At 63.9% G+C, this 25,794-nt stretch carries 26 protein-coding genes; 20 read left to right on the top strand and 6 right to left on the bottom strand.

The window, feature by feature from the left end:
- Positions 1-21 precede the first annotated feature (21 nt).
- From NJ75_RS03140 to NJ75_RS03115, 6 genes are all read left to right on the top strand, one after another.
- The gene (locus tag NJ75_RS03140) at positions 22-969 is read left to right on the top strand and encodes an N-acetylmuramoyl-L-alanine amidase family protein (RefSeq protein ID WP_039331387.1); all 948 of its coding nucleotides are present in this window, start codon (positions 22-24) and stop codon (positions 967-969) included.
- A 62-nt stretch (positions 970-1,031) separates the two neighbouring features.
- The gene (locus tag NJ75_RS03135) at positions 1,032-3,566 is read left to right on the top strand and encodes a penicillin-binding protein 1A (RefSeq protein WP_039331385.1); all 2,535 of its coding nucleotides are present in this window, start codon (positions 1,032-1,034) and stop codon (positions 3,564-3,566) included.
- A gap of 70 nt (positions 3,567-3,636) precedes the next feature.
- Positions 3,637-4,182 (top strand): peroxiredoxin, encoded by a 546-nt coding sequence (locus tag NJ75_RS03130; protein ID WP_039331383.1) that lies wholly within the window; start codon positions 3,637-3,639, stop codon positions 4,180-4,182.
- A gap of 109 nt (positions 4,183-4,291) precedes the next feature.
- Positions 4,292-5,419, top strand: coding sequence for a peptide chain release factor 2 (gene prfB / locus NJ75_RS03125; RefSeq protein WP_039331382.1), 1,128 nt, complete (start codon positions 4,292-4,294; stop codon positions 5,417-5,419).
- Entirely contained in the window at positions 5,419-6,189 is a 771-nt protein-coding gene (locus NJ75_RS03120) for a methyltransferase domain-containing protein (protein ID WP_039331380.1), read from the top strand. Before prfB ends, NJ75_RS03120 begins: the two co-directional genes overlap by 1 nt.
- A complete protein-coding gene (locus NJ75_RS03115) occupies positions 6,189-7,598 on the top strand; it encodes an NAD(P)H-dependent flavin oxidoreductase (protein WP_039331378.1) in 1,410 nt (469 codons plus the stop codon). The genes NJ75_RS03120 and NJ75_RS03115 overlap by 1 nt, the downstream gene beginning before the upstream one ends.
- Positions 7,599-7,648: 50 nt before the next feature.
- Here the strand turns inward: NJ75_RS03115 and NJ75_RS03110 are convergent, their stop codons facing one another.
- From NJ75_RS03110 to NJ75_RS03090, 5 genes are all read right to left on the bottom strand, one after another.
- Positions 7,649-8,197, bottom strand: a complete 549-nt coding sequence (locus tag NJ75_RS03110) for a YkgJ family cysteine cluster protein (protein ID WP_039331376.1) — start codon at positions 8,195-8,197, stop codon at positions 7,649-7,651.
- A 114-nt stretch (positions 8,198-8,311) separates the two neighbouring features.
- Positions 8,312-8,875: a YkgJ family cysteine cluster protein gene (locus NJ75_RS03105; RefSeq protein ID WP_039331374.1), complete on the bottom strand. Its 564-nt coding sequence runs from the start codon at positions 8,873-8,875 to the stop codon at positions 8,312-8,314.
- A 115-nt stretch (positions 8,876-8,990) separates the two neighbouring features.
- Positions 8,991-9,533 carry a YkgJ family cysteine cluster protein gene (locus tag NJ75_RS03100; RefSeq protein WP_039331373.1) on the bottom strand — a complete coding sequence of 181 codons (543 nt, stop codon included), beginning with the start codon at positions 9,531-9,533 and terminating at the stop codon, positions 8,991-8,993.
- 73 nt (positions 9,534-9,606) lie between these two features.
- Entirely contained in the window at positions 9,607-10,917 is a 1,311-nt protein-coding gene (locus NJ75_RS03095; protein ID WP_039331372.1) for an ammonium transporter, read from the bottom strand.
- 150 nt (positions 10,918-11,067) lie between these two features.
- Complete coding sequence (locus NJ75_RS03090; protein ID WP_052241894.1) at positions 11,068-12,087, bottom strand: 2-hydroxyacid dehydrogenase; 1,020 nt, start codon at positions 12,085-12,087, stop codon at positions 11,068-11,070.
- Between the two features lie 115 nt (positions 12,088-12,202).
- Between NJ75_RS03090 and NJ75_RS03085 the strand changes: the two genes are divergently transcribed.
- The gene (locus NJ75_RS03085) at positions 12,203-12,691 is read left to right on the top strand and encodes an SH3 domain-containing protein (protein ID WP_039331370.1); all 489 of its coding nucleotides are present in this window, start codon (positions 12,203-12,205) and stop codon (positions 12,689-12,691) included.
- Between the two features lie 205 nt (positions 12,692-12,896).
- On the opposite strand, the gene NJ75_RS03080 is transcribed toward NJ75_RS03085, so the two are convergent.
- A complete protein-coding gene (locus tag NJ75_RS03080; protein ID WP_039331369.1) occupies positions 12,897-14,093 on the bottom strand; it encodes an acetyl-CoA C-acyltransferase in 1,197 nt (398 codons plus the stop codon).
- A gap of 127 nt (positions 14,094-14,220) precedes the next feature.
- Between NJ75_RS03080 and NJ75_RS03075 the strand changes: the two genes are divergently transcribed.
- The 13 genes from NJ75_RS03075 to nuoI all read left to right on the top strand — a co-directional run bounded on the left by NJ75_RS03075 (position 14,221) and on the right by nuoI (position 25,783).
- Complete coding sequence (locus tag NJ75_RS03075; RefSeq protein WP_052241892.1) at positions 14,221-15,006, top strand: prepilin peptidase; 786 nt, start codon at positions 14,221-14,223, stop codon at positions 15,004-15,006.
- Positions 15,007-15,030: 24 nt separating this feature from the next.
- Positions 15,031-16,464: a coniferyl aldehyde dehydrogenase gene (locus NJ75_RS03070; RefSeq protein WP_039331367.1), complete on the top strand. Its 1,434-nt coding sequence runs from the start codon at positions 15,031-15,033 to the stop codon at positions 16,462-16,464.
- A 161-nt stretch (positions 16,465-16,625) separates the two neighbouring features.
- Positions 16,626-17,000 (top strand): NADH-quinone oxidoreductase subunit A, encoded by a 375-nt coding sequence (locus tag NJ75_RS03065; RefSeq protein WP_039331365.1) that lies wholly within the window; start codon positions 16,626-16,628, stop codon positions 16,998-17,000.
- Positions 16,997-17,551 (top strand): NuoB/complex I 20 kDa subunit family protein, encoded by a 555-nt coding sequence (locus NJ75_RS03060; protein ID WP_039331362.1) that lies wholly within the window; start codon positions 16,997-16,999, stop codon positions 17,549-17,551. Before NJ75_RS03065 ends, NJ75_RS03060 begins: the two co-directional genes overlap by 4 nt.
- Before the next feature lie 13 nt (positions 17,552-17,564).
- Positions 17,565-18,542: an NADH-quinone oxidoreductase subunit C gene (locus NJ75_RS03055; protein WP_039331361.1), complete on the top strand. Its 978-nt coding sequence runs from the start codon at positions 17,565-17,567 to the stop codon at positions 18,540-18,542.
- Positions 18,539-19,750: an NADH-quinone oxidoreductase subunit D gene (locus NJ75_RS03050; RefSeq protein WP_039331359.1), complete on the top strand. Its 1,212-nt coding sequence runs from the start codon at positions 18,539-18,541 to the stop codon at positions 19,748-19,750. The genes NJ75_RS03055 and NJ75_RS03050 overlap by 4 nt, the downstream gene beginning before the upstream one ends.
- Positions 19,747-20,097, top strand: a complete 351-nt coding sequence (locus NJ75_RS03045; RefSeq protein ID WP_039331357.1) for a nuclear transport factor 2 family protein — start codon at positions 19,747-19,749, stop codon at positions 20,095-20,097. The genes NJ75_RS03050 and NJ75_RS03045 overlap by 4 nt, the downstream gene beginning before the upstream one ends.
- Entirely contained in the window at positions 20,094-20,291 is a 198-nt protein-coding gene (locus NJ75_RS03040) for a hypothetical protein (protein WP_039331355.1), read from the top strand. Before NJ75_RS03045 ends, NJ75_RS03040 begins: the two co-directional genes overlap by 4 nt.
- Complete coding sequence (locus NJ75_RS03035; protein WP_039331353.1) at positions 20,284-20,952, top strand: complex I 24 kDa subunit family protein; 669 nt, start codon at positions 20,284-20,286, stop codon at positions 20,950-20,952. The genes NJ75_RS03040 and NJ75_RS03035 overlap by 8 nt, the downstream gene beginning before the upstream one ends.
- A 1-nt stretch (position 20,953) precedes the next feature.
- Positions 20,954-22,252, top strand: a complete 1,299-nt coding sequence (gene nuoF / locus NJ75_RS03030) for an NADH-quinone oxidoreductase subunit NuoF (RefSeq protein ID WP_039331352.1) — start codon at positions 20,954-20,956, stop codon at positions 22,250-22,252.
- A complete protein-coding gene (nuoG, locus tag NJ75_RS03025) occupies positions 22,252-24,261 on the top strand; it encodes an NADH-quinone oxidoreductase subunit NuoG (RefSeq protein ID WP_039331350.1) in 2,010 nt (669 codons plus the stop codon). Before nuoF ends, nuoG begins: the two co-directional genes overlap by 1 nt.
- Positions 24,258-25,301, top strand: coding sequence for an NADH-quinone oxidoreductase subunit NuoH (nuoH, locus tag NJ75_RS03020; RefSeq protein WP_039331349.1), 1,044 nt, complete (start codon positions 24,258-24,260; stop codon positions 25,299-25,301). Before nuoG ends, nuoH begins: the two co-directional genes overlap by 4 nt.
- Positions 25,298-25,783, top strand: coding sequence for an NADH-quinone oxidoreductase subunit NuoI (gene nuoI / locus NJ75_RS03015; protein WP_039331348.1), 486 nt, complete (start codon positions 25,298-25,300; stop codon positions 25,781-25,783). The genes nuoH and nuoI overlap by 4 nt, the downstream gene beginning before the upstream one ends.
- Positions 25,784-25,794: the final 11 nt, after the last annotated feature.

Raw genomic sequence — 25,794 nt, 5'->3', positions numbered from 1 at the left:
GCCGGGAACGGCCCGTTAACCATGCCAACGTTTTGGGTCTGGACCGGCAGGGGTGGGGCGGGGCATAGACCGGTTCAGATGGAGAACAAGGGGGTCCTGATCGCGGTCTTTGCCGCGCCGGTTGCGGCGGCGGCACTGATGTGGGCGGCATTTTCATCGGGCCTTGCCGAAATCGAACCGCGATCCGTGCTGCGGCTGGAGATGCCGCCAAGCAGTGGGCGTGTCGGGCTTCCGCCGGTCGAAGGGCCGGCCGATGTCAGCCGGCCACTGGTGGTTATCGACGCCGGGCATGGCGGCCACGATCCCGGTGCGAGCGGTTCGGCGGGGGAGCGCGAAAAGGACCTGACCCTGTTGCTTGCGCAATCCCTGCGCGATGCGCTGCTGGCCGATGGCAAGGTGCGGGTGGCGATGACCCGGAACTCGGACCGGTTTCTGGTGCTGGAAGAGCGTGCCGACATTGCGCACCGCCTTGCCGCAGACTTGTTCATATCGGTCCATGCCGACGCTGCGCAGAATGACCTGGCGCAAGGTGCGACGGTCTACACGCTTTCCGACAAGGCGTCGGACGGTGTTGCCGAGGCGCTGGCGGCGCGGGAGAACAAGGCCGACACTGTCAATGGCGTGAACCTTGAAGGGCAGGGGGCGCAAGTGTCCTCGATCCTTGTCGATCTGGCCCGGCGAGAAATGCGGGAACGGTCGTTGCGGTTCGGGCAACTGGTCGTCCGGGAAGGGCAGGAGACGGTACGCTTTCACCAGACGCCGCAGCGCGAAGCGGCTTTTGTTGTCCTGAAGTCGCTCGATCTGCCTTCTGCGCTGATCGAAGCAGGCTATATCAGCAACGTGGACGATGCGCAGAAGATGCGCGATCCGGCGTGGCGGCGCGCGTTTTCCGGATCGGTGGCGCGGGCGATCGAGATTTTCCTTGCCGAGGGGCAGGTTGGCGCTTCGCCGAATAGTGCGATGCCCTGAGTGCATTGGCTGCAGGTTCGCTCTGGCTTGCCACGGCGCGGGCGTGCTAGAGGCCCTGCAACATGGCCGAAGAGACGTCCCAGCAATCCCGGTTCAAGCTCATCCGCGACGAAGGTCGTGCACGGTGGGGTAACCTTTCCCGGTGGTATCGCACAAAGTGGGGCGAGAGCCGCCGCTTCCGCTTCCTGAACTACGCCATTGGCGCGATTCTGGTAGGCTGGTTCGTGCTGTGGGTGGCGGTGATCCGCACGATGCCTTCGGCTGACACGCTGCTCACCTACCAGCCGCCCTTGCCGACGATGGTGCGGGGCAATGATGGCGAAATCGTTTCCAGCTATGCCCGCGAACGCCGCGTGCAGCTGCGTTTCGTCGATTTCCCCGAGCCGATGATCAATGCGTTCCTTTCGGCCGAGGACAAGACCTTCTGGAGCCATGGCGGGATCGACTACCTCGGCTTTGCCGGGGCGGTGGTCGACTATGTGACCAAGTACGGCTCGGGCGAACGTGCGCGCGGCGGATCGACGATCACCCAGCAGGTGGCCAAGAACATCCTGATCGGCGACGAGTATTCGATCACGCGCAAGCTCAAGGAAATGGTCCTCGCGCGCAGGATCGAGGGCGTGCTGAACAAGCAGCAGATCCTTGAGCTTTATCTCAACGAGATTCCGCTGGGACGGCAGAGCTTCGGCGTGCAGGCTGCAGCGCGCGCCTACTTTGACAAGGACGTGGGTGACCTGCAGCTGCATGAGGCCGCGTTCCTTGCGATCCTGCCCAAGGCCCCGGAACGCTATGGGCGCGCGCAGTATGAAAGCATGGCGATCGAGCGTCGCAACTGGGTGCTCGACCAGATGGTCAAGAACGGCTGGGCGACGCCGCAACAAGCCGCCGCCGCGCAGGCCATGCCGCTGGGCCTCAAGCCGCGTCGGGCGGAGAACTACACGGCCGATGCGGGCTACTTCCTGGAAGAAGTGCGCCGCCAGCTGATCGAGAAATTCGGCGAGAAGGCCGAGGACGGCCCGCACAGCGTCTATGCCGGGGGGCTGTGGGTGCGCACTTCGCTCGATACGCAGTTGCAGACCGCGGCGCAGAATTCGCTGCGGGCGGCGCTGCTGCGCTACTCCGGTGGCCGCGCCTGGCATGGGCCGATCGCACGGCTGGATGTGGATAACGATCGCTGGCAGACCGAGCTGATCACCAGCAACATCTCGATCAACTACCAGAACTGGCGGATCGGCGTGCTGCTTTCGCGCAGCGGCTCTTCGGGCAAGGTGGGTTTTTCGGATGGACAGACTGCCAGTCTGATCGGGCTGCCGGACAGCATCAAGCCGGGTGACGTGACGGCGGTGGCGCCGGTCAATGGCTCGACCTACGCCGTGCGCACGGTACCCGAGGTTTCGGGCGGCATGGTGGTCGAGGACCCGCAGAACGGCCGCGTGCTGGCGATGCAGGGCGGGTTCGACGCGCGGCTGGGCTCGTTCAACCGCGCGACGCAGGCCAACCGCCAGCCGGGCTCGACGATCAAGCCGTTCGTCTATGCCACGGCGCTGGACAACGGGATGACGCCGGCCTCGATGGTCGTCGACGGGACCTTCTGCGTCTATCAGGGCGCCGCACTGGGCGAGAAATGCTTCCGCAACTTCGGCAACGAAGGCGGATCGGGCAGTCACACCATGCGCTGGGGGCTCGAGCAATCGCGCAACCTGATGACGGTGCGGGTGGCCAACGACGTGGGCATGGACAAGGTGGTGCGCACGATCAAGAACGTCGGGATCGGCGAGTACGAGCCTTACCTTTCAATGGCGCTTGGCGCCGGGGACACTACGGTACTCAAGATGGTCAACGCCTATGCGGCGCTGGCCAACCAGGGGCGTCAGCACAACCCGAGCCTGATCGACTACGTGCAGGACCGCAACGGCAAGGTGATCTGGCGCGCCGACAACCGCCGCTGCGACAACTGCTCCATGGCGCAGTGGGACGGCAAGCCGATGCCGCGCTTCAAGCCGACCGGCAAGCAGGTCCTGGACGCGCGCACGGCCTATCAGGTGGTCCACATGCTTGAAGGCGTGGTGGTGCGCGGCACGGCGGTGACGTTGCGCGATCTCAACCTGCCGCTGTTCGGCAAGACCGGGACGACCTCCGGCCCGACCAACGTGTGGTTCGTGGGGGGCTCGCCGGACATCATCGCGGGCGTCTATATCGGTTACGACCAGCCGCGCAGCCTTGGCGGATACGCACAGGGCGGGCGCATCGCGGCGCCGGTCTTCAAGCAGCTGGTACAGGAGACCCGGGCGCGCTGGAAGGACATTCCCTTCGCAGTTCCCGAGGGCGTGCGAATGGTCAAGATCGACCGCGTTTCAGGCAAGCGCGTGTTCGGTGGGACGCCCGAGAACGACGTGGCGAAGGCGTCGGTCATCTGGGAAGCCTTCAAGCCGGACACCGAACCCCGCCGCACGGCCCGCGAAGGTGAAGTCAGTGCCAAGCAGGCGGTGATTGACGCATTGCGCAGAGCGCGTGCCGCGCGCGGCATTCCGGAAGGCGGCGCCGAGGAAGCGCCGGTGGAGCAGGACTTCCTGGAGGAGCAGGGCGGAATCTACTGATCAGCCGAAGAGCGGAGAGCTGCCCCGAAAGGCATTGGCGATGAGGGGTGAGGTCTGTTAGCGTCCCCGCATGACGATCCGCACCCTCTTTGCTGCCGCCGCAGCCTTCGCCGTTTCCGTTTCCGCTCCGGCCCTTGCCGAGCTGCCGACCGGTGCGAGAGCGCCGGATTTCGCAGCGCAAGGGGCGCTGGCTGGCAAGCCGTTCTCGTTCAAGCTGCATCAGGCGCTGAAGAAGGGACCGGTGGTGCTGTACTTCTACCCCAAGGCCTTCACGCAAGGGTGCACGCTGGAAGCGCACGCCTTTGCCGAAGCGACGACACAGTTCAAGGCGGCGGGCGCGACGGTCATCGGCATGTCGAACGACGACGTGGCGACGCTGCAGAAGTTCTCGACCGAGGCCTGCCGCGACAAGTTCGCTGTAGCCAGCGCCAGCCCCGCGCTGATCAAGGCCTATGATGTGGACCTGCGCAAGCCTGATGGTTCCTCGACCGGACTGACCAAGCGCACCAGCTATGTCATCGCCCGCAACGGCAAGATCGTGATGGTTCATTCCGACATGGACTATCGTGACCACGTTAAGATGACGCTTGCTGCGGTGCGCAAGCTCAAGGGCTGACAGCGCGCCCCATTACGCACTCGGCATTTCACGCTTGGGCTTTACATGCCTGCCCGCTTCGCTAAGCGGCGCAGTTCGTTTTGTTTCGAATTGACCGGAGTTCAGCCCCATGCGTGCCGAAGGGCAGGCCCATATCGACCGCATCAATGCCGCGCTGGCGCTGGTGCGCAAGTTCCTCGACTGGGATCGCGCCGTGCGCCGTCTCGACGAGTTGAACGCCCGCGTCGAGGACCCGAAGCTGTGGGATGATCCCAAGAAGGCCGAAGAGGTGATGCGCGAGCGCAGGCGGCTCGAGGCCTCGATCGGGACGGTGAACGAGATCGGTCAGGAAATGGCCGATGCAATAGAATTCATCGAGCTTGGCGAAATGGAAGGCGACGAGGCCACGGTGAACGAAGGCCTTGCCACGCTGGCCGCGCTGGCCGACCGTGCCGACAACGACAAGGTGCAGGCCCTGCTTGCCGGCGAGGCTGACGCCAACAACTGCTTCCTTGAAGTCCATGCCGGCGCCGGCGGGACAGAAAGCCAGGACTGGGCGGAAATGCTGCAGCGCATGTATACGCGCTGGGCGGAGCGCCATGGCTACAAGGTCGATCTGGTCGATTATCACGCGGGCGAAGCCGCAGGCATCAAGTCTGCCACCCTGCTGATCAAGGGCGAGAACGCCTACGGCTATGCCAAGACCGAAAGCGGCGTGCACCGTCTGGTTCGCATCAGCCCCTATGACAGTTCGGCGCGGCGACACACCTCGTTCAGTTCGGTCTGGGTCTATCCCGAGATCGACGACAACATCGAGGTCGAGATCAACCCGGCGGACCTGAAGATAGATACCTATCGCGCTTCGGGTGCGGGCGGGCAGCACGTCAACACCACCGATTCGGCGGTGCGCATCACGCACATTCCGACCGGGATCATCGTTGCCAGCCAGAACGACCGCAGCCAGCACAAGAACCGTGCAACCGCGATGGGCATGCTGAAGGCGCGCATCTACGAAGCAGAACTGGCCAAGCGCGAGGCTGCGGCGAGCGGCGAATATGCCGCCAAGACCGAGATCGGCTGGGGGCACCAGATCCGGTCCTACGTGCTGCAGCCTTATCAGCAGGTGAAGGACCTGCGGACCGGGGTGGTCTCCACCAACCCGACCGAAGTTCTCGATGGCGCGCTTGACCCGTTCATGGCTGCCGCACTTTCGCAGAAGGTGACGGGCGAGAAGGTGACCGTGGAGGATGACGACTGATGCGGCGGGCTTCGGCCCATCGTTCAGTCGCACTCGCCGTGTTGGCGTCGCTGGCCATTGCTGCGTGCAAGCCGCAGGTGGACGACAAGCGTCCTGAAACGTCGCGCGAGTTTCCTACCGCTGACCGCCCCGTTTCCGGCGTGGTCAGCAACGCTTTTTCCAACGAGCAGGAACGTGACCGCCTGGGCGAGGCGGACATGGTGATGAACCTGGCCGGGATACAGCCGGGCATGAGCGTTGCCGACATCGGGGCGGGCGAAGGTTACTACACCGTACGCCTTGCCGAGCGGGTCGGCAGCAAGGGGCGCGTGCTGGCGCAGGACATCGATGGCGACGCCTTGCGGCGGCTTGGGTCACGTGTCGAACATGACCGGCTGGACAACGTCTCGATCAAGCCAGGCGGCGTGGACGATCCGCGCTTGCCCGAACGCAGCTTCGACCGCGTGCTGATGATCCACATGTATCACGAAGTGACTGAGCCTTATGCGTTCCTGTGGCGAATGTGGCCTTCATTGAAGGCGGGGGGCAAGATCGTGGTGGTCGATCTCGATCGTTCGACCGACCGGCACGGCATTCCTCCGGCGTTGCTGATCTGCGAACTGGAAGCCGTGGGCTTTCGCTTGGATGAATTTCACCGTAAACCAGAGATTGCGGGGTATTATGCCCAGTTCGTCGCGGCGAAGAGCCGTCCCGAACCGGGCGAGATAAAGCCGTGCCGTCTGAAGACGGCCAAGGGTGCGAGCGCGACAAGCGCGTTGAAAGGAAATTGATGTCTGCGTTCAAGGGGTTGAAGCCGATTCTCTATGGCGGCCGCGAGGTTTGGCCGCTGGTCGAGGGCGGCAAGGGTGTTGCGGCGACCAATCACATGAGCTCGGGCGCGTGGGCCGCGGCCGGGGGTATCGGCACGGTGAGCGCGGTCAATGCCGACAGCTACGATGCCGAAGGCAAGATCATTCCACAGGTTTATAATGCCCTCACGCGCAAGGAACGCCACGAGGAACTGATCAAGTACGCCATCGATGGCGCGGTCGAGCAGGTCAGGCGTGCCTATGACATTGCCGGTGGCAAGGGCGCGATCAACATCAACGTGCTGTGGGAAATGGGCGGCGCGCAGGCCGTGCTCGAAGGCGTGCTGGAAAAGACCCGCGGGCTGGTGACGGGCGTGACCTGCGGGGCGGGCATGCCTTACAAGCTTTCCGAGATCGCGGCGCGGTTCAACGTGAACTATCTGCCGATCGTGTCCTCGGGCCGTGCATTTCGTGCACTGTGGAAGCGGGCCTATCACAAGGTCTCGCACCTGCTGGCGGCGGTGGTGTACGAAGATCCGTGGCTGGCGGGCGGGCACAACGGCCTTTCCAACGCGGAAGATCCCAGGAAGCCGGAAGATCCCTATCCCCGCGTCAAGGCACTGCGCGACGTGATGCGCGCCGAGGGTGTCTCGGATGACGTGCCGATCGTTATGGCAGGTGGCGTGTGGTTCCTGCGCGAGTGGAACGACTGGATCGACAATCCGGAACTGGGCGCGATTGCCTTCCAGTTTGGCACGCGCCCGTTGCTGACCGAGGAAAGTCCGATCCCGCAGGGGTGGAAGGATCACTTGCGCACGCTTGAGCCGGGCGACGTGCTGCTGCACCGCTTCTCGCCCACGGGCTTCTATTCCTCGGCCGTGCGCAATCCTTTCCTACGCGCCCTGGAAGCACGTTCCGAGCGGCAGATCCCGTACTCGCGCGTCGAGGCCGGTGAGCATACCGCGCAGCTGGACGTTGGTGTGCGGGGCAAGAACTTCTGGGTGACGCCGAACGATCTGGCCCGGGCGCGCGAATGGCATGGCGCGGGGTTTGTGCACGCGTTGCGCACGCCGGACGACACCATGGTGTTCGTGACGCCGGAAGAGCGTGACGAGATCCAGCAGGATCAGAAGGACTGCATGGGTTGCCTGTCGCACTGCGGGTTCTCTTCATGGAAAGACCATGACGATTACACCACCGGGCGCCTCGCGGACCCGCGCAGCTTCTGCATCCAGAAGACCTTGCAGGACATCGCGCACGGCGGCGACATCGACAAGAACCTGATGTTCGCAGGCCACGCGGCCTATCGCTTCAAGCAGGATCCGTTCTATTCGAACAACTTCACCCCGACGGTGAAGCAACTCGTCGACCGGATCCTGACCGGGGACTGACCTTTGCCGGCCAACGGAGCGTCCCGCGCTTTGCCGGCGCGACGCTCCGTTCAGGCCGGAATGCTGGATCTACGTTCGGCTGGCAGGTGACCCTTGTCTGGCTTGCGGAATTCGAGATCCAGAAAGCGTTCGAGCACGAACATCTTGACCGCAAAGCGGGCTTCCATCGGCGAAAGATCGGGCTTCTTTGCGGCAATGCGCGTGAAATGATGCCGCGCTTCGACTATCGGCATGCCTGCAGGCAGCGTAGCCTTGACCTCGGTGACGAGTTGGCGAGCAGCGGCGATCTTTTCCATGGCCTGTTCCTCGGTCAATTCTCCTGCGCGCGTCCTTTGTTGGACCCTGCAGAAGAATTTTGAACAGACCGATGGGCGCCATTGTTCATAGCGGGCGCAACAGGCGCCATCGAGATAACGGCAGGCAAATACGAAAGTGGGATGGCCTTGCGCGTTGCGCGATGTCGTCAAACCGATGCTTTCGACATCGCGGACTTCGTCTTCGCGGATCTTGGCATCTTCGTAGAGCGTGCCGTCACAACACAGGCCGCATGCCAGGCAAAGCCTGCTTTCCAGCGTGAGATCAGGTGCGGGTGCCGACATCCCGGCTATCATACATTTGACAGCGGCGTGCCGCCATTTGTCGGAAGGCAAGCATGGCGGGGAAATTAGTCACCAAGCCCGGATAACTTTAGGCAAGGCCGCGACCGAGGTTCGCTATGCTGCGCCGGTGTCTTGCCGGGAGGGTGCCGGTTGTGCCGCACTGCGCAGATGAGCACGCTTCGCTCCTCTGAACGCGCTATCGAGGAAGCGTTCCAGCACGAACATCTTGACGACGAAGGTGGCTTCATCGGGCGCGATATCCGGGCGCTTCGCTGCGAGATCCTTGAAGAGCCTGCGCGCCTGCGAGATTGGCACCCCCGGTGGCAGCAAGGCCTTGATTTCCTCAGTCATCTGCCGGGCGCGGGCAATGATGCTGAAAGCTTCATCCTCGGCCAGCTCTTGCTTGCCCACGCGCTTCTGGACCTCGCAGAAGTAATCGCCACAGACCGAGGGCCTCCAATCCCGGTATCGGGTGCAGGCCGCACCATCGAGATAGTGGCAGCCAAGCAGAAATGCCGGCTCGTCATTGGTCGTGCGTATGGTCTGCAGGCCGATCCCTGCCGTGTCCTCGACCTCTTCTTCCTCGATGTGGGCAAAGCCGAACACTGTACCATCGCAGCACAGGCCGCAGGCCAGGCAAAGCCTGCTTGCCGTGGAAAGGTCGTCAGCATCGGGCATGGACGCGATGATACTGACGGCAGCGCAGGCTCGCTACTTATCGAAGGTCATGGAATCACAGAAAATTCTACAGGGTGCCGATCATAACTAAAGGAAGGTGGTGTAGAGTGGCGGGTTACGCGGCCTCCTGTCCGGAAGGCTTATGACGGAACATCGCCTTGCGGGGATCGCGAAAATAGCGGTCCAGAAGGAGGTCGAACGCGGTCAGCTTGAGCACGAAAGCCGTTTCTGATGCGGTGCGCTCGGCGCTGGCGGCGATCTGTCCGCGGCGTTCACGTGCAGCGTTGAGCGTCTCGCCTGCGATCAGGAATGGCTGCAACTGTTCGCGCGCCCTCAACATTTCGTCCACGCGTCGGAACGCCTCGGCACTCTCGATCTCGTCGGCGCGCAAGGCTTTCAGCGTCTTGCAACGGAACTTCCGGCAGGTTTCGGGGCGGATCGTATAGATCTGGCAGCTCTGGCAGACCGAATGCGGACAAGGCTGGAAGAAGATTGCATCGGTTTCGCGCGATTGCATCGCGAAACGATCGCCAAGCGCCTGCTCCTCGTCGCGGCTGACTTCGACGTACGTGAAAATCGTGCCGTCGCAGCAGGCTGCGCAGCCTGTGCACAGATCCTGTTCAAGGAGGGACGGGGCTTCGGCCTCGGTTGCGGTCATGGCGACAGACTATGGCCGGGCTTTGGCCGCTGCAAGGCGCGACTTGGGCAAGCCACGCCTTGCCAGCGACCGATCAATCGAATTCCCAGGCGCGTTCGCCATGGCTGGTGATGTCGAGCCCCTCGCGCTCCTCGTCTTCGCTGACGCGCATGGGGATGACCATCGAAACCATGAGCGAACAGACGACGGTCGCTATGCCGCTCCATATCGCCACGATCCCGACGCCGGCAACCTGGGCGACGACCTGGCGGCCGAGTGTCATGCCCTCGGCAAAGCCGGTGCCGCCGAAGGAAGGCGAGATGAACACCGCCAGCAGCAGGGACCCGATCATTCCGCCAACGCCGTGCACGGCGAAGACATCGAGCGAATCGTCGATCTCGAGCCGCTGCTTGACCAGCTGGATCATGGGATAGCAGACAGCCGCAGCCACCACGCCGAACAGCATGGACGAACCGGGGGCAATGAACCCGGCGGCAGGCGTCACGGTGGCGAGGCCGGCGATGGCGCCGGTGGCAAAGCCGACAGAGGTGGCCTTGCCGACGCTGAGCTTTTCGATGCCGATCCAGACCAGCGCCGCGACGCAGGCTGCGAGATGCGTGTTGATGATGGCCGAGGCGGCATCGTCATTGGCGGCGAGGGCCGAGCCCCCGTTGAAGCCGAACCAGCCGACCCAGAGGAGGGCGGCCCCCGCCATGGTGAGGGCAGGGCTGTGCGGCAGCATCAGCGTCTTGGGGAACCCGGAGCGCTTGCCCAGCAGCATCGCGACGACCAGCGCCGAAACGCCGGCAGTGGTGTGGACCACGATCCCGCCCGCGAAATCGAGCGTGCCGAAGCGGCTTGCCAGCCAGCCGCCGCCCCAGACCCAGTGTGCGACCGGTGCATAGACCAGCAGGCTCCAGAGTGCGGAGAAGGCGACGACCCAGCCGAAGCGCGCGCGATCGACCCAGGCACCGACCATCAGCGCGGGCGTGATGAGTGCGAAGCACATCTGGAACAGGGCGAAGGCGCTTTCGGGAATGGCCGTATTGGCGCGGACGTTGCCGAGGTTCAGGAGCATCCAGGCGTTGCCAGCGCCGAGCCATCCGCCCGAGACGTCGCCGAAGGCCAGAGTATAGCCGACCATCACCCAAAGCACAGACGCGACGGCCGCGATTGCACCCACTTGCACGAGCACGGCAAGGAAGCCCTTGGCGCGGACTAGACCGCCGTAGAACAGCGTAAGCCCCGGCATCGCCATCATCAGCACGAAGGCGGAGGAAACCAGAATCCAGGCGGTGTCGCCGGTATCGGCAACGTCTTCGACGCTGACAGCGCCTTGGGCATGGGCCAATGCGGGCAGCAGGATTGCTCCTGCAGCGCAGGCCATCGCCAGTAGTTTACGCATGCGTGACTCTCCCCCTCGCGCAGCGGTGCTGCACCAGATCCTCTCCGCGCGGGGCTTTAGAGCAACATTGCGGCAGCGCACAAGCGCGCCAGCAACCGTTTGTTGTGCGAAACGCGACGAACGGTTCCAGTTTCGGACAATTGCAAGTCGTCAGACGAGACCCTCGAGCACCTGGTCTGGCGGGCGATGACCATCTGCCCAGAAGCGGATGTTGGCGATGACCTTGTCACCCGAAGCGATGCGGCCCTCGAATGTGGCGCTGCCCATGTGTGGCAGGATTGCGACGTTGTGGTGGGCCAGGAGACGCGCATCGACCTGCGGTTCGTGTTCGAACACGTCCAGGCCGGCACCACCGATGCGGCCATCGACCAACGCTGCGATGAGGGCCTCCTCCTCGATCAGCTGGCCCCTTGCCGTGTTCACGATGTAGGCGTGCGGCTTCATCAGGCTGATGCGTCGCGCGTCGATCATGTGATGCGTTTCGGGCGTTGCCGGGCAGTGCAGCGTCAGAATGTCCGCCTCGGCGACCAGTCTGTCGAGGTCGGGCTCGAAACTTGCGCCGAACATCGTCTCGAGCGCTTCGGGCAGACGGTGGCGGCTGTTGTAGAGGACATTGAGGCCGAAGGCCCGGGCGCGATGCGCCACGGCCTGGCCTATGCGCCCCATGCCGATGATGCCCAGCGTCTTTCCGGCGAGCCGGTGGCCAAGCATGGTGGAAGGAGCCCAGCCTTCCCACTTGCCGGCGCGCAGCGTGCGGCCACCATAGTTCAAGCGGCGGGCGACCGAGATGATCAGGGCGATCGTCATGTCCGCGGTGTCGTCGGTAAATACGCCGGGCGTGTTCGTGACGATGATCTTGCGCGCTCGGGCGGCGGCAAGGTCGATATGTTCGGTGCCCGCACCGAAGTTGGCGATCAGGCCGAGCTGCGGACCCGCTTCGGCGATCATTGCCGCGTCGATGCGATCCGTTACGGTGGGGACGAGGACATGGGCCGATTGCATCGCCGCGACAAGCTGGTGGCGCGACATGGCGCGGTCTTCGGCATTCAGGGATACGTCGAAAAGTTCGTTCATCCGCGCTTCCGTTTCCGGGAGCAGACGGCGGGTGACGGCGACGCACGGGGTGCCATCGACGCGGCGGGTCGGGCGATAGTCGGCGGAACTCGGCATGGATGCAAAGCTAGGCCCGGGGTGGGGCAGCGGTCAAGCATGGTGACGGCCCGCCATCGTGGACAGAGCACGCTGTGGTGTTGCTCTTGCCGGTCATTTTTGCGACGGCTGGTACATGATCAATCGCTACAGTCGTGCCCCTGCTGCCGTTATCGCATCAGTCGCCTGCGCCCTGCTTGCGCCGACGGCTCTTGCGCAGGACGCAGAAGACGGCGTGCCGTATTGGGTATCGACCCGCAAGGACACCGCGAACATGCGCGTGGGACCGGGTCGGGAATATCGGATCAACTGGACCTACACGCGCAAGGGCGTCCCCATGAAAGTGCTGCGCGTGATGGGGGGCTGGCGCCTGGTCGAAGATCCCGATGGCGCGCGCGGCTGGATGCTCGCGCAATTCCTGAGCAGGGACCAGACCGGAATCGTCAAGGGCGCCATCACCGGCCTGCGCGAGAACAAGGACGGATCCGGGCGTCTGCTCTGGCGCGTGGCCCCGGGGGTCATGGGCAAGATCGGCGACTGCAAGGCTGGCTGGTGCAGCTTCGACGTTGACGGTCGCAAAGGCTATATCAAGGCGACCGCCGTGTGGGGCGCGGGAAAGCCCTGACGCTGCCTTGTTCCTGATGCGAAAAGACCCCGGCCTTGCGGTCGGGGTCTTTCGTTGTTCTAGGCTGGACCAAAAACCGCCATTTCGGCGTCGGCTCGTCGCGCAATATTCCCGATATTGCGCTTCCTCGCCTCCTTGAACTGGCGGTTTTTGCCTCCAGCCGTGGCGCTGTGGAATTTGTCCACGCCGCCTAGGCTCTTGCCGATCAGACGAGTTCGATGGCCAGGGCCGTTGCCTCACCACCGCCGATGCAGAGGCTGGCGACACCCTTGGTCTTGCCATGCTTCCTGAGGGCGGCGATCAGCGTGGTGACGATGCGGGTGCCCGACGCACCGATGGGATGGCCGAGCGCCGTTGCGCCGCCATGGACGTTGATCTTTTCGTGCGGGATGCCGAGGTCGTGCATCGCGAACATGGCAACGCAGGCGAAGGCTTCGTTGACTTCGTACAGGTCGACATCGGCGATCGACCATCCGGCCTTGTCGAGAACCTTCTGGATCGCACCGACGGGGGCGGTGGTGAAGTCCTTGGGTTCCTGGGCGTGGGCGGCAAGCGCGACGACCTTTGCGACCGGGGCGAGGCCCGCTGCCTTGGCAGTGCTTTCACGGGCCAGCACGACAGCGGCGGCACCGTCTGAAATCGACGAGGACGTGGCTGCAGTGATCGTGCCGTCCTTGGCAAAGGCAGGCTTCAGCGACGGAATCTTGTCCGGGCGGCCCTTGCCGGGTGCCTCGTCGGTGTCGACAGTGACTTCGCCGGCGCGCGTCTTGACGGTGACGGGGGCGATCTCGTCCTTGAAGGTGCCATCGGCAACAGCAGTCTGGGCGCGGCGCAGCGATTCGACGGTGTAGGTGTCCTGCTGTTCGCGGGTCAGCTGATAGGCGTTGGCGGTGTCCTGCGCGAAAGTGCCCATGGCGCGGCCGGCTTCATAGGCATCTTCGAGGCCATCGAGGAACATGTGGTCGTAGGCGGTGTCATGGCCGATGCGCGCGCCCGAGCGGTGCTTCTTGAGCAGGTACGGCGCGTTGGTCATCGATTCCATCCCGCCGGCAACAACGACATCGACACTGCCCGAGGCGAGGGCTTCGGCGCCCATGATGATCGTCTGCATGCCCGAGCCGCAAACCTTGTTGACCGTGGTCGCCTGAACCGACTTGGGCAGGCCAGCCTTGATAGCCGCCTGGCGAGCAGGGGCCTGACCGAGGCCTGCAGGAAGCACGCAGCCCATGTAAATGCGGTCGATGCCATCGGGCGATACGCCTGCGCGCTCGACCGCGGCCTTGACTGCGGTGGCGCCGAGATCTGTGGCAGAAACATCTGCCAAGGCTCCCTGCATCGCGCCCATGGGGGTGCGGGCATAGGACAGGATGACGACGGGATCGGCTGACGAGAACTGTGCCATGTCTTGACTGACCTTTGCATTTGGCCCTTGTGTCTGGGCGCTGATGCGCGGGCTTGTGTGCTCCCGCGTTCATCCGCGTACATAGTGCTGCACTGCAGCGAACGCAAATGGGGCATTGGTCGAACAGATGCTGGGTCCTGCATTTTCGAGCCTGCCTGCAGGCGTTCCGCTGGTCGGTTCGGCCATTCTGGGCGCAATTGTCGGGAGTTTTCTAGGCGCTGCTCTGGAGCGTTTGCCCTCGGGACGTTCGGTCGTGACCGGTCGGTCCGCCTGCGACGGGTGCGGCAAGGCTCTGACGGTGGTCGAACTGGTGCCTGTTCTGTCGTGGATGATGCAAAGGGGGAAGTGCCGCTCCTGCGGTGCGCGCATCGGCGGATGGCAGCTTGCCTGCGAACTGGGCGGCGCCGCCATTGGCGTGGCATCGCTGTTGCTGGCGCGTGAAGGCCTGGCGCTCGCCGCCATGCTGCTGGGGTGGCAGTTGCTGCTGCTGGCGTTGCTCGATCTGCGACACTTGTGGTTGCCGCGGTTGCTTGTGGGCTGGCTGGCCGCAAGCGGGCTGCTTGTGTCAATCGCCCGCGCCAGAGTGATCGATGACGCAGGAGTGATCGGTATAGCCGTTGCCGGGGGCGTGGTGGGTTATGCTCTGCTGTGGCTGATCGCGAGGTTCTATCTCAAGGCTCGCGGGCGCGAGGGGATGGGCTCGGGCGATCCTCCGCTGCTCGGCGCGATCGGGCTCTGGCTGGGGCCGCTGGGTGTCGTCGAGACGATGCTTGGTGCAAGCATCATCGGCATTGCAGCGGCTATTGTCATGCTTGTCAGCAAGCGTAAGATCGACGCTGACACGGCACTGCCGCTGGGGACCTGTCTTGCCGCTACGGCATGGCTGCTCTTCCTTTTGCAGGGGCCGGGCTGAAAGCGATTCGGGGAGCGGGGCGACATGTTCAAGGAAACGGCGCGCGACGAAATGATGACTGCGCTCGGCAAGCAGCGCGAGGCCTTTATGGCAGCCCGGCCCGAGCCTCTGTCGACGCGCAACGACCGTCTGGAGCGCTGCGCCAGGATGCTGCTGGCGCATGGCGAGGATTTCGCCAGAGCGATGAGCGCCGACTTCGGCCACCGCAGCCACGAGCAGTCGATGCTGACCGATATCATGCCCTCGATCAGCCTGATCCGCTATTCGCAGAAGCGGATGAAGGCATGGAGCAAGCCCGAGAAGCGCCACGTCAACTTCCCGCTGAACCTGCTCGGGGCGCGGGCCGAGGTGCGGTACGAGCCCAAGGGCGTGATCGGCATCGTCGCGCCGTGGAACTTCCCGGTCGGGTTGACGATGGGGCCGCTGGCGCAGGCCTTTGCGGCAGGGAACCGGGCGATGCTGAAGCCCAGCGAGTTTACCGAGCGGACCTCGGAACTGATGGCCGAACTGTTCCCCAAGTTCTTCGGTGAAGAGGAGGTGGCCGTCATTCTGGGCGGGCCTCAGACGGGCCAGGACTTCTGCTCGCTGCCGTTCGATCACCTCCTGTTCACCGGGGCGACCTCGATCGGCAAGCACGTGCTTCACGCGGCAGCGGACAATCTGGTGCCGGTGACGCTGGAACTGGGCGGCAAGTCGCCCACCATTCTCGGACGCAGCGCCGACGTTGCCAAGGCGGCGGAGCGGATCGCGCTGGGCAAGATGATGAACGCAGGCCAGATCTGCCTGGCGCCGGATTACATGCTGGTGCCCGAGGAACTCGAGCACAAGGCCATCGGGGCGGTGCAGGCGAGCGTGGCGCAGATGTACCCGACGCTGCTGGCGAACGACGATTACACCTCCGTGATCAACCGGCGTCACCGTGATCGACTGGCGGGGCTGGTCGACGATGCCGTGGCAAAGGGCGCCGAGGCGATTGTCGTAAATCCGGGCAACGAGAACTTCGAAGGGTCGAACGGCAACAAGCTGCCCCTGACGATCCTGCGCAACGTCAGTGACGACATGAAGGTCATGCAGGACGAGATCTTCGGGCCGGTCCTGCCGGTGAAGACCTATTCGCGGATCGATGAAGCCATCGATTACGTCAATGCCCACGACCGGCCGCTGGGGCTCTATTACTTTGGCGAGGATCGGGCCGAGCGTGAGTCAGTGCTCAGCCGGACGATCTCGGGCGGGGTGACCGTCAATGATGTTATTTTTCATGTCTCGGCCGACGACTTGCCGTTCGGCGGAGTGGGGCCTTCCGGCATGGGGAGCTATCATGGCGTGGAAGGCTTCCGTTCGTTCAGCCATGCCCGCGCCGTCTTCAGCCAACCGAAGATCGACCTCGCCAGGATCGCGGGCCTCAAGCCGCCATATGGTGCCGCCACGGCGCGCACGCTGAAGATGCAGCTGAAGTAAGCAAGGCATACGAATGGCAGGGCGGCGGCCGTACGTCGCCCAATCACGCTGCACTGGGAAAAGGGCAGGCAATTCCGCCCTTAGTGCAATGCACCCCACTTGCGTACAGGCGCGGTCGGGACTAGGGCGCAGGCGAACCTGCAGCTTCGCGAGTCAGCCCTTTGGTCGATCTGTCTCAATACCTGCCGATCCTGATCTTTCTCGGGATCGCCTTGGCGCTTTCTTCCGCATTCGTGTTCCTGCCAATGGGCGTGTCGCGCCTGACCGGCGCACACAATCCCACCGCGGAAAAGCTCAGCGAGTATGAATGCGGCTTCCCCGCGTTCGAAGACCCGCGCAGCCAGTTCGACGTGCGGTTCTATCTCGTCGCGATCCTGTTCATCATCTTCGATCTCGAAGCCGCGTTCCTGTTTCCCTGGGCGGTCAGCCTGAAGGAAACCGGTTGGGCCGGGTGGACGACCATGATGGTCTTCCTCGGCGAACTGGTGATCGGCTTCATCTATGCCTGGAAGAAGGGCGCGCTGGACTGGGAATGAGCAACATGGCCACTAACCCGCTCGTTACTGCCAATGCCGGTGCCGTTACGGCGCCGGACCAGGCGTTTTTCGACAGCCTCAATGCCGAGGTGAACGACAAGGGCTTCCTCGTCACCAGCACCGAAGAATTGTTCCAGTGGGCCCGCACCGGCTCGCTGTGGTGGATGACCTTCGGCCTTGCCTGCTGCGCGGTCGAGATGATCCACGTCAACATGCCCCGCTATGACATGGAACGCTTTGGCGTTGCCCCGCGCGCCTCGCCGCGCCAGTCGGACGTGATGATCGTGGCCGGCACGCTGTGCAACAAGATGGCCCCGGCACTGCGCAAGGTCTACGACCAGATGTCGGACCCCAAGTACGTGATCTCGATGGGTTCGTGCGCCAATGGCGGTGGTTACTATCACTACAGCTATTCGGTGGTACGCGGCTGTGATCGCATCGTGCCCGTGGACATCTACGTACCCGGCTGCCCGCCGACTGCCGAGGCGCTGCTCTATGGCGTGATGCAGTTGCAGCGGAAGATCCGCCGCGCCGGCACGATCGAGCGCTGAGGAGCAAGGAACAATGACCGTTCTCCACTCCGCGCCGCGCTGGTCCTCGAACGAGGGCGTGAAGGATACGCTGGTGGCCGCGCTCGGCGCGATGCTGGTTTCGGCAGACGAGGAGCATGGCGAAATCCTGCTCACCGTCGCGCGTGACAGCGTCGAGGATGCCCTGCGCCGCTTGCGTGACGATCACGAATACCAGCAGCTGATGGACATCGCGGGCGTCGACTATCCGCAGCGGGCCGAGCGCTTCGACGTCTGCTACTGCCTGCTCTCGGTGACGAAGAACCATCGCGTGATCGTCAAGGTCTCGACCGACGAGGCGACGCCGGTGCCGACCGTGACGACGCTGTGGCCGAACGCCGGCTGGTACGAGCGCGAAGTCTACGACATGTTCGGCGTGCTGTTCTCAGGCAATTCGGACCTGCGCCGCATCCTGACAGACTATGGCTTCCAGGGGCACCCGTTCCGCAAGGACTTCCCGCTGACCGGCTACGTCGAGCTGCGCTATTCGGAAGAAGACAAGCGCGTGGTCTATGAGCCGGTGCAGCTGGCACAGGACCTGCGCCAGTTCGATTTCATGAGCCCGTGGGAAGGTGCCGACTACGTGCTGCCGGGCGATGAGAAGGCGGCAACGCCGCCGCCGGCGCCCGCTCCGGTGGCGACCAAGCCCGACACCAAGGGTGATCCCAAGGCCGACGTGCCCAAGACGACTGACAGCAAGGCCGATACCGGTGCTGGCGAGAAGGCCAATGCCGAAGCGGCCAAGCCGGTTTCTGATGCGAAGGCCACCGGCGGCACTGTCGCGGGTCAGGGCCAGGGCGAGCCGGTTGCGGTGAAGACTGAAATTGACGCTCCCGATGCGCCCGAGCCGACCGAGGCTCGCCCGGCGAAGAAGCCGCGCGCAACGAAGACTGCCGATACCGAGGGCGCGACCGAAGCGGCCGACAAGCCCAAGCGGACGCGCGCGAAGAAGACCGATGGAGAAGGCGCATGAGCCTGAGCCTCGAACAGTCGCCGACCACCGGCGACGAGGTCATTTCCAACTACACGATCAACTTCGGGCCCCAGCACCCGGCGGCGCACGGCGTGCTGCGCATGGTCATGGAGCTTGACGGCGAGATCATCGAACGCATCGACCCGCACGTCGGCCTGCTCCATCGCGGCACCGAGAAGCTGATCGAGCACAAGACCTACCTGCAGGCGCTGCCCTACTTCGACCGGCTCGACTACTGCTCGCCGCTGGCCATGGAGCACTCCTATGTGCTCGCGGTCGAAAAGCTGCTGAACATCGAGGTTCCGCTGCGCGCCCAGTACCTGCGCGTGCTGTTCGCGGAACTGACCCGAATCTGCAACCACATGCTTAACCTCGGCAGCCATGTCATGGACGTTGGCGCGATGACGCCGAACCTGTGGCTGTTCGAGATCCGCGAGGACTGCCTCAACTTCTTCGAGCGCGCTAGCGGAGCGCGCATGCACTCGGCATGGTTCCGCCCTGGCGGCGTGCACCAGGACGTGCCGCTCAAGCTGCTGACCGACATGGCGGACTGGATTGACGACCGCCTGTTCCCGCTGTTCGAGGACGCGATGAGCCTCGTGGTCGACAACCGCATCTTCAAGCAGCGCAACGTCGACATCGCCGTGGTTTCCAAGGAAGACGCGCTGCGCTGGGGCTTCTCCGGCCCGATGATCCGTGGTTCGGGCATTCCGTGGGACCTGCGCAAGAGCCAGCCCTACGACGTCTATGACCGCATGGAGTTCGACATTCCCGTCGGCACCAGCGGTGACTGCTATGACCGCTTCATGGTCCGCGTCGAGGAAGTGCGCCAGTCGGCCCGCATCATGCGCCAGTGCATCGCGCAGATGCCCGAAGGCCCGATTGCCAGCACCGACCGCAAGGTGGTGCCGCCCAAGCGCGCCGAGATGAAGCAGTCGATGGAAGCGCTGATCCATCACTTCAAGCTCTACACCGAAGGCTTCCACGTTCCGGCGGGCGAAGTCTATGTGGCGACCGAAAGCCCCAAGGGCGAATTCGGCGTCTATCTGGTCTCGGACGGTTCGAACAAGCCGTACCGCTGCAAGATCCGCCCGACGGCGTTCAGCCACCTCCAGGCGATGGACTTCATGTGCAAGGGCCACATGCTGCCCGACGCGACCGCCATCCTCGGCGCGATCGACGTGGTGTTCGGGGAGTGCGACCGGTGAGCAATCTCGAGACAGCCAAGGCGATGATCGCCGCCTACAACGCGCAGGACGTGGACAGCTACGTCTCGTACATGACCGACGACGCCTGCGAGGCGAACTATCGCGGGGATGTGGTGCGCGAGGGCAAGGAGGGCACGCGCTCCGGCCTTGCCGCCGCGTTTGCGCGCTGGCCGCAGAACCATGCCGAAATCGTCGAGGCCCAAGCCATCGGCAACTACGTGCTGATGCGCGAGCATGTGACGCGCGGGCCCGCCACCGATGGTTCGGCACTGGTCGAGCCGTTCGACGTGATCGCAGTCTATTCTTTCGAGGGCGACAAGTGCTCTCGGGTGGAGTTTATCCGGTGAAGTCCACGTTTGACCTCATGCGCCTGTGGGCCATGCTGACGGGCCTCGCGCTCGCCGCGTGGTACTTCGGCGAACTGTACCTCGGCGCGCAGGCGACCGAAACGCTGCCGATGCTGATCGCCGCGATCGGCGGCTTCGAGCTGTTCCACTATGCGCAGGACATCCTGATCAAGCGGAGGCAGAGCCGTGGCTGATCGCTTCATCGAACCCGACACTCCCGAACTCCGCGCCCGCTGGGGCGGCTTTGCATGGACGGCCGAGAACGCCGAGAAGGCCAAGCAGATCGTCGCGCGCTATCCGGCGGGGCGTCAGCGCTCGGCAGTGATGCCGCTGCTCGATCTGGCACAGCGCCAGGTGGGAGCGGAGCTGAACACGCAAGGCTGGCTGCCGATCCCGGTGATGGAATACGTGGCCAAGTATCTCGACATGCCGGTGATCCGCGTGGTCGAGGTGGCGACGTTCTACACCATGTACAACATCGCCCCGATCGGGCGTTTCCACGTGCAGGTCTGCGGCACCACGCCCTGCATGCTGCGCGGGTCGGACGACATTATGGCCGCCTGCAAGGGCAAGGGCCTGAAGAAGGGCCACACCACCTCAGACGGCATGTTCACGCTGACCGAAGTCGAGTGCATGGGCAACTGTGCGTCTGCTCCCATGGTCCAGATCAACGACGACAACTACGAAGACCTGACCGCCGCCGACATGGAGCGCATCCTTGACGAGCTGGCCGCAGGCAAGCAGCCGAAGACCGGCACGCAGCTGCCGGGCCGTCATACGGTGGAACCGGCAGGTGCCTTGAGCAACCTGACGGCGATGGTTGACGCCAACCACGATTACCGAGGGGAGTGGTAAGATGGCCCTTCAGGACAAGGACCGCATCTTCACCAACGTCTACGGTTTCCAGCCGTGGAACCTTGCCGCTGCGAGGGCGCGCGGGGACTGGGACAATACCAAGGCCCTGATGGAGCGCGGGCAGGACGCGATCATCGAGGAAATCAAGGCCTCGGGCCTGCGCGGTCGTGGCGGTGCGGGCTTCCCGACTGGGATGAAGTGGTCGTTCATGCCCAAAGAAAGCAAGGACGGCCGTCCGAGCTTCCTGGTCATCAACGCCGACGAGTCCGAGCCGGGTTCGTGCAAGGACCGCGAGATCATCCGCCACGATCCGCACAAACTGATCGAAGGCGCGCTGATCGCGGGCTATGCGATGCGTGCGCGCGCCGCCTACATCTACATTCGCGGCGAATATATCCGCGAGGCCGAGACGCTGTTTGCCGCCGTGCAGGAGGCTTATGACGCCGGCCTGATCGGCAAGAACGCCTCTGGGTCGGGCTACGATTTCGACGTCTTCGTCCATCGCGGCGCGGGTGCCTATATCTGCGGCGAAGAGACCGCGATGATCGAGAGCCTGGAAGGCAAGAAGGGGCAGCCGCGCCTCAAACCGCCGTTCCCGGCAGGCGCGGGCCTCTATGGCTGCCCGACAACGGTCAACAACGTGGAATCGATCGCGGTTGCGCCGACCATCCTGCGTCGCGGGGCTGCGTGGTTCTCCTCGTTCGGGCGCGAGAACAACAAGGGCACCAAGCTCTTCCAGATCAGTGGCCACGTGAACCGGCCCTGCGTGGTCGAGGAAGAGATGAGCATCCCGTTCAGCGAGCTGATCGAGAAGCACTGCGGCGGCATCCGTGGCGGCAAGGACAACCTCCTCGCCGTGATCCCCGGCGGCTCATCGGTTCCGCTGGTTCCGGCGGCCGAAATCTGGGACGCGCCGATGGACTTTGATGGTCTGCGCGCGCTGGGTTCGGGCCTTGGCACCGCCGCCGTCATTGTCATGGACAAGTCCACCGACATCGTCCGCGCGATCAGCCGCCTGTCGTACTTCTACAAGCACGAGAGCTGCGGCCAGTGCACGCCGTGCCGCGAAGGCACCGGCTGGATGTGGCGCGTGATGGAGCGCCTGCGCACGGGAGATGCAGACGTCGAGGAAATCGACATGCTGTTCAACGTGACCAAGCAGGTCGAAGGCCACACCATCTGCGCACTGGGTGACGCCGCCGCATGGCCGATCCAGGGCCTGATCAAGCACTTCCGCCCTGAGATCGAGCGCCGGATTGCCGAGAACGCTCGGCCAGAACTGTCAGAGGCAGCAGAATAATGCCTAAAGTCAAAGTCGACGGCGTAGAGCTCGAAGTCCCGGCAGGCGCTACTGTCCTGCAGGCGTGCGAGCTGGCCGGCAAGGAAATCCCGCGCTTCTGCTATCACGAGCGGCTGAGCATTGCCGGCAATTGCCGCATGTGCCTGGTCGAAGTGAAGCCCGGACCGCCAAAGCCGCAGGCGTCCTGCGCGCTGCCCGCCACGGAAGGCCAGGAAATCCGCACGGATTCCGAGATGGTCAAGAAGGCGCGGGAAGGGGTGATGGAATTTCTCCTGATCAACCACCCGCTCGATTGCCCGATCTGCGATCAGGGTGGCGAGTGCGATCTGCAGGACCAGTCGGTCGCCTATGGTCGTGGTGCCTCGCGCTATCACGAGAACAAGCGCGCGGTGACCGAGAAGTACATGGGCCCGCTCATCAAGACGACGATGACGCGCTGCATCCACTGCACCCGCTGCGTGCGCTTCAGTGAAGAAGTGGCGGGCGTGGACGAGATCGGCGCGCTCTATCGCGGCGAGACGATGCAGATTTCCACCTATCTGGAAAAGGCTGCGGCGCACGAGCTTTCCGCCAACGTGATCGACCTCTGTCCGGTCGGTGCTCTGACGAGCCGCCCCTATGCGTTCGAAGCGCGTCCCTGGGAGCTGAAGAAGACGCTGTCCATCGACGTTTCGGACGCGCTGGGCTCTAACATCCGGCTCGACAGCCGTGGCCGCGAAGTGCTGCGCATCCTGCCGCGCGTCAACGACGACGTGAATGAGGAATGGCTGTCCGACCGTGGCCGCTACATGGTCGACGGACTGACCCGCCGCCGTCTCGACAAGCCATGGCTGCGCCGTGATGGCAAGCTGGTCGCGGCGACCTGGGCAGAAGCGTTCGAGGCTGTTGCAAAGATCAATCCGGGCTCGTCGGTGGCGGTGATCGCGGGCGATCTGGTTGATTGCGAGACGATGTTTGCGGCCAAGAAGCTGGCAGGAGCCTTGGGTTCCACGCTGCTCGAGGGCCGTCAGACGGGTCTGGCCTATGACACGTCGAACCTTGCGGCGGTGAACTTCAACTCAGGCCTGGCTGGCATCGAGGATGCCGACGCGGTGCTGATCCTCGGCTCGATGATCCGCGACGAGGCGCCGCTGCTCAACACCCGCCTGCGCAAGGCGGTGAAGAAGGGCGCGAAGGTCTTCGTGGTCGGCCCGCAGTGGGACCCGACCTATCCGGCGACGTTCCTGGGTGATGATCTAGCGGTGCTGGGCAACCTGCCAGCCGAAGTCAGCGATGCCTTCGGTGCGGCGCAGAAGCCCGCGATCATCATTGGCGGCGCGGCTCTGGGCAAGGGCGCGCTTGCTGCTGGTCTGGCCTTTGCCGAACAGTTCAATCTGGTGCGTGAGGGCTGGAACGGCTTCAACGTCGTGCACATGGCAGCAAGCCGCATGGGTGGCTTGATGCTCGGCTACGCGCAGACGGGCGGCCTTGCCGATCTGGTTGCGGCCAAGCCGAAGATGGTCATCTCGCTGGGTGCGGATGAGGTGGACTTTACAAAGTTTGCCGACAGCATGATCGTGCATATCGGCCATCATGGTGACAAGGCGGCGCACGCTGCCGATGTGATCCTGCCTGCCGCCGCGTTCAGCGAGAAGGACGGCACTTACGTCAACACCGAAGGCCGCGTGCAGTATGCCGAAAAGGCCGTGTTCGCGCCGGGCGATGCCCGCGAGGACTGGACGATCCTGCGGGCCATGGCCGACGCGCTTGGCGTTTCGGTAGGCTTCGACAGCTTCGAGCAGCTTCGCGCCGCGATGGTGGCCGAAGTTCCGGCGCTGGGCTTGGAAGGTCTGGCCGATTACGGTGCTCTGCCCTCGGCTCCCGCTGGTGCCAGGGCTGAGGGTGTGATCGCGGGTTACCCGATCAAGGATCGCTACCTGACCAACGCCATCGCCCGTTCCAGCCCGACGCTGCAGCGCTGTTCGGCGGAACTGCTCCACGGGACAAGCTTCGCGGAGGCCGCGGAATGACCGAGTTCTTCATGGGTCTTGGCCTCTCGTACGAGTGGGCCTGGGGCATTGCCACCATCTGCGGGATCCTGCTTATCGCATTCCCGCTGATGCTCGGCGTTGCCATGATCATCTATGCCGACCGCAAGATCTGGGCGGCGATGGCGCTGCGCAAAGGGCCGAACGTGGTGGGGCCGCTGGGCCTGCTGCAGTCGTTCGCCGACGGCCTGAAGGTGTTCCTTCAGGAAACCATCATTCCTTCGGCGGCGAACAAGGGCCTGTTCCTGATTGCGCCGATCATCACCTTCACCGTTGCGCTGATGGCTTGGGCGGTGATCCCGTTCAATTCGGGCGCGGTGCTGGCCAACATCAATGTCGGCCTGCTCTACGTGCTCGCGATTTCGTCGCTGGGCGTTTACGGCGTGGTGATCGCGGGCTGGTCGTCGAACTCGAAGTACCCGTTCTTCTCGGCCATGCGCGCTTCGGCGCAGATGATCTCCTATGAAGTCTCGATCGGTTTCATCCTGATCTGCGTGGTGCTGTGGGCGGGGACGTTCAACCTCAACGACATCGTGAAGGCGCAGCAAAGCCACGTGTGGATCATCAACGGCTTCGTCGCGAACCCGCTGCTGTTCCCGATGTGGGTGATGTTCCTGATCTCGGGCATGGCCGAAACCGCACGCGCGCCATTCGACCTGACCGAGGCGGAATCGGAACTCGTCGCCGGTTACCAGACCGAATACTCGTCGATGGCCTTCGCGCTCTACTGGCTCGGCGAATATGCCAACGTGCTGCTGATGTGCGCGCTGAACGCCGTGCTGTTCTGGGGCGGATACCTGCCGCCGCTCGACATTCCGGTGCTCTACCTCGTGCCGGGCTTCGTTTGGCTGCTTCTCAAGATCCTGTTCTTCTTCTTCATCTTCAGCTGGGTGAAGGCGACCGTCCCGCGCTATCGCTATGACCAGCTGATGCGCCTGGGCTGGAAGATCTTCCTGCCCGTATCGCTGCTGTTCGTGTTCCTCGTCAGCGGCTACCTCATGGCTACCGGACACTTCGCATGACCGTCGGACAGCTCATCAAGAGCTTCACCCTTTGGGAGTTCGTGAAGGCGCACTGGCTGACCTTGAAGTATTTCTTCAAGCCCAAGGCGACGATCAACTACCCGTTCGAGAAGAACCCGCTTTCCCCGCGCTTCCGTGGTGAACATGCCCTGCGCCGTTATCCCAACGGCGAGGAGCGCTGCATCGCGTGCAAGCTGTGCGAGGCGGTGTGCCCGGCGCAGGCGATCACGATCGAAGCCGAACCGCGCGAGGACGGCAGCCGCCGCACCACGCGTTACGACATCGACATGACGAAGTGCATCTTCTGCGGCTTCTGCCAGGAAGCCTGCCCGGTCGATGCCATCGTCGAGGGGCCGAACTTCGAATACGCGACGGAAACGCGCGAGGAGCTGCTCTACGACAAGGCAAAGCTGCTCGCGAACGGGGACAAGTGGGAGCGGGCGATAGCCGCGAACCTTGAAGCCGATGCGCCGTATCGCTAGGGGGCCGCGCT

The organism is Novosphingobium subterraneum, from assembly GCF_000807925.1.
Taxonomy (GTDB): domain Bacteria; phylum Pseudomonadota; class Alphaproteobacteria; order Sphingomonadales; family Sphingomonadaceae; genus Novosphingobium; species Novosphingobium subterraneum.
This window is presented reverse-complemented; position numbering and strand designations above follow the sequence as displayed.

Coding starts and splice junctions, on each gene's coding strand:
- NJ75_RS03140 (WP_039331387.1), top strand. CDS start 22: ATGCCAACGTTTTGGGTCTGGACCGGCAGGGGTGGGGCGGGGCATAGA.
- NJ75_RS03135 (WP_039331385.1), top strand. CDS start 1,032: ATGGCCGAAGAGACGTCCCAGCAATCCCGGTTCAAGCTCATCCGCGAC.
- NJ75_RS03130 (WP_039331383.1), top strand. CDS start 3,637: ATGACGATCCGCACCCTCTTTGCTGCCGCCGCAGCCTTCGCCGTTTCC.
- prfB (WP_039331382.1), top strand. CDS start 4,292: ATGCGTGCCGAAGGGCAGGCCCATATCGACCGCATCAATGCCGCGCTG.
- NJ75_RS03120 (WP_039331380.1), top strand. CDS start 5,419: ATGCGGCGGGCTTCGGCCCATCGTTCAGTCGCACTCGCCGTGTTGGCG.
- NJ75_RS03115 (WP_039331378.1), top strand. CDS start 6,189: ATGTCTGCGTTCAAGGGGTTGAAGCCGATTCTCTATGGCGGCCGCGAG.
- NJ75_RS03110 (WP_039331376.1), bottom strand. CDS start 8,197: ATGTCGGCACCCGCACCTGATCTCACGCTGGAAAGCAGGCTTTGCCTG.
- NJ75_RS03105 (WP_039331374.1), bottom strand. CDS start 8,875: ATGCCCGATGCTGACGACCTTTCCACGGCAAGCAGGCTTTGCCTGGCC.
- NJ75_RS03100 (WP_039331373.1), bottom strand. CDS start 9,533: ATGACCGCAACCGAGGCCGAAGCCCCGTCCCTCCTTGAACAGGATCTG.
- NJ75_RS03095 (WP_039331372.1), bottom strand. CDS start 10,917: ATGCGTAAACTACTGGCGATGGCCTGCGCTGCAGGAGCAATCCTGCTG.
- NJ75_RS03090 (WP_052241894.1), bottom strand. CDS start 12,087: ATGCCGAGTTCCGCCGACTATCGCCCGACCCGCCGCGTCGATGGCACC.
- NJ75_RS03085 (WP_039331370.1), top strand. CDS start 12,203: ATGATCAATCGCTACAGTCGTGCCCCTGCTGCCGTTATCGCATCAGTC.
- NJ75_RS03080 (WP_039331369.1), bottom strand. CDS start 14,093: ATGGCACAGTTCTCGTCAGCCGATCCCGTCGTCATCCTGTCCTATGCC.
- NJ75_RS03075 (WP_052241892.1), top strand. CDS start 14,221: ATGCTGGGTCCTGCATTTTCGAGCCTGCCTGCAGGCGTTCCGCTGGTC.
- NJ75_RS03070 (WP_039331367.1), top strand. CDS start 15,031: ATGTTCAAGGAAACGGCGCGCGACGAAATGATGACTGCGCTCGGCAAG.
- NJ75_RS03060 (WP_039331362.1), top strand. CDS start 16,997: ATGAGCAACATGGCCACTAACCCGCTCGTTACTGCCAATGCCGGTGCC.
- NJ75_RS03055 (WP_039331361.1), top strand. CDS start 17,565: ATGACCGTTCTCCACTCCGCGCCGCGCTGGTCCTCGAACGAGGGCGTG.
- NJ75_RS03050 (WP_039331359.1), top strand. CDS start 18,539: ATGAGCCTGAGCCTCGAACAGTCGCCGACCACCGGCGACGAGGTCATT.
- nuoF (WP_039331352.1), top strand. CDS start 20,954: ATGGCCCTTCAGGACAAGGACCGCATCTTCACCAACGTCTACGGTTTC.
- nuoG (WP_039331350.1), top strand. CDS start 22,252: ATGCCTAAAGTCAAAGTCGACGGCGTAGAGCTCGAAGTCCCGGCAGGC.
- nuoH (WP_039331349.1), top strand. CDS start 24,258: ATGACCGAGTTCTTCATGGGTCTTGGCCTCTCGTACGAGTGGGCCTGG.
- nuoI (WP_039331348.1), top strand. CDS start 25,298: ATGACCGTCGGACAGCTCATCAAGAGCTTCACCCTTTGGGAGTTCGTG.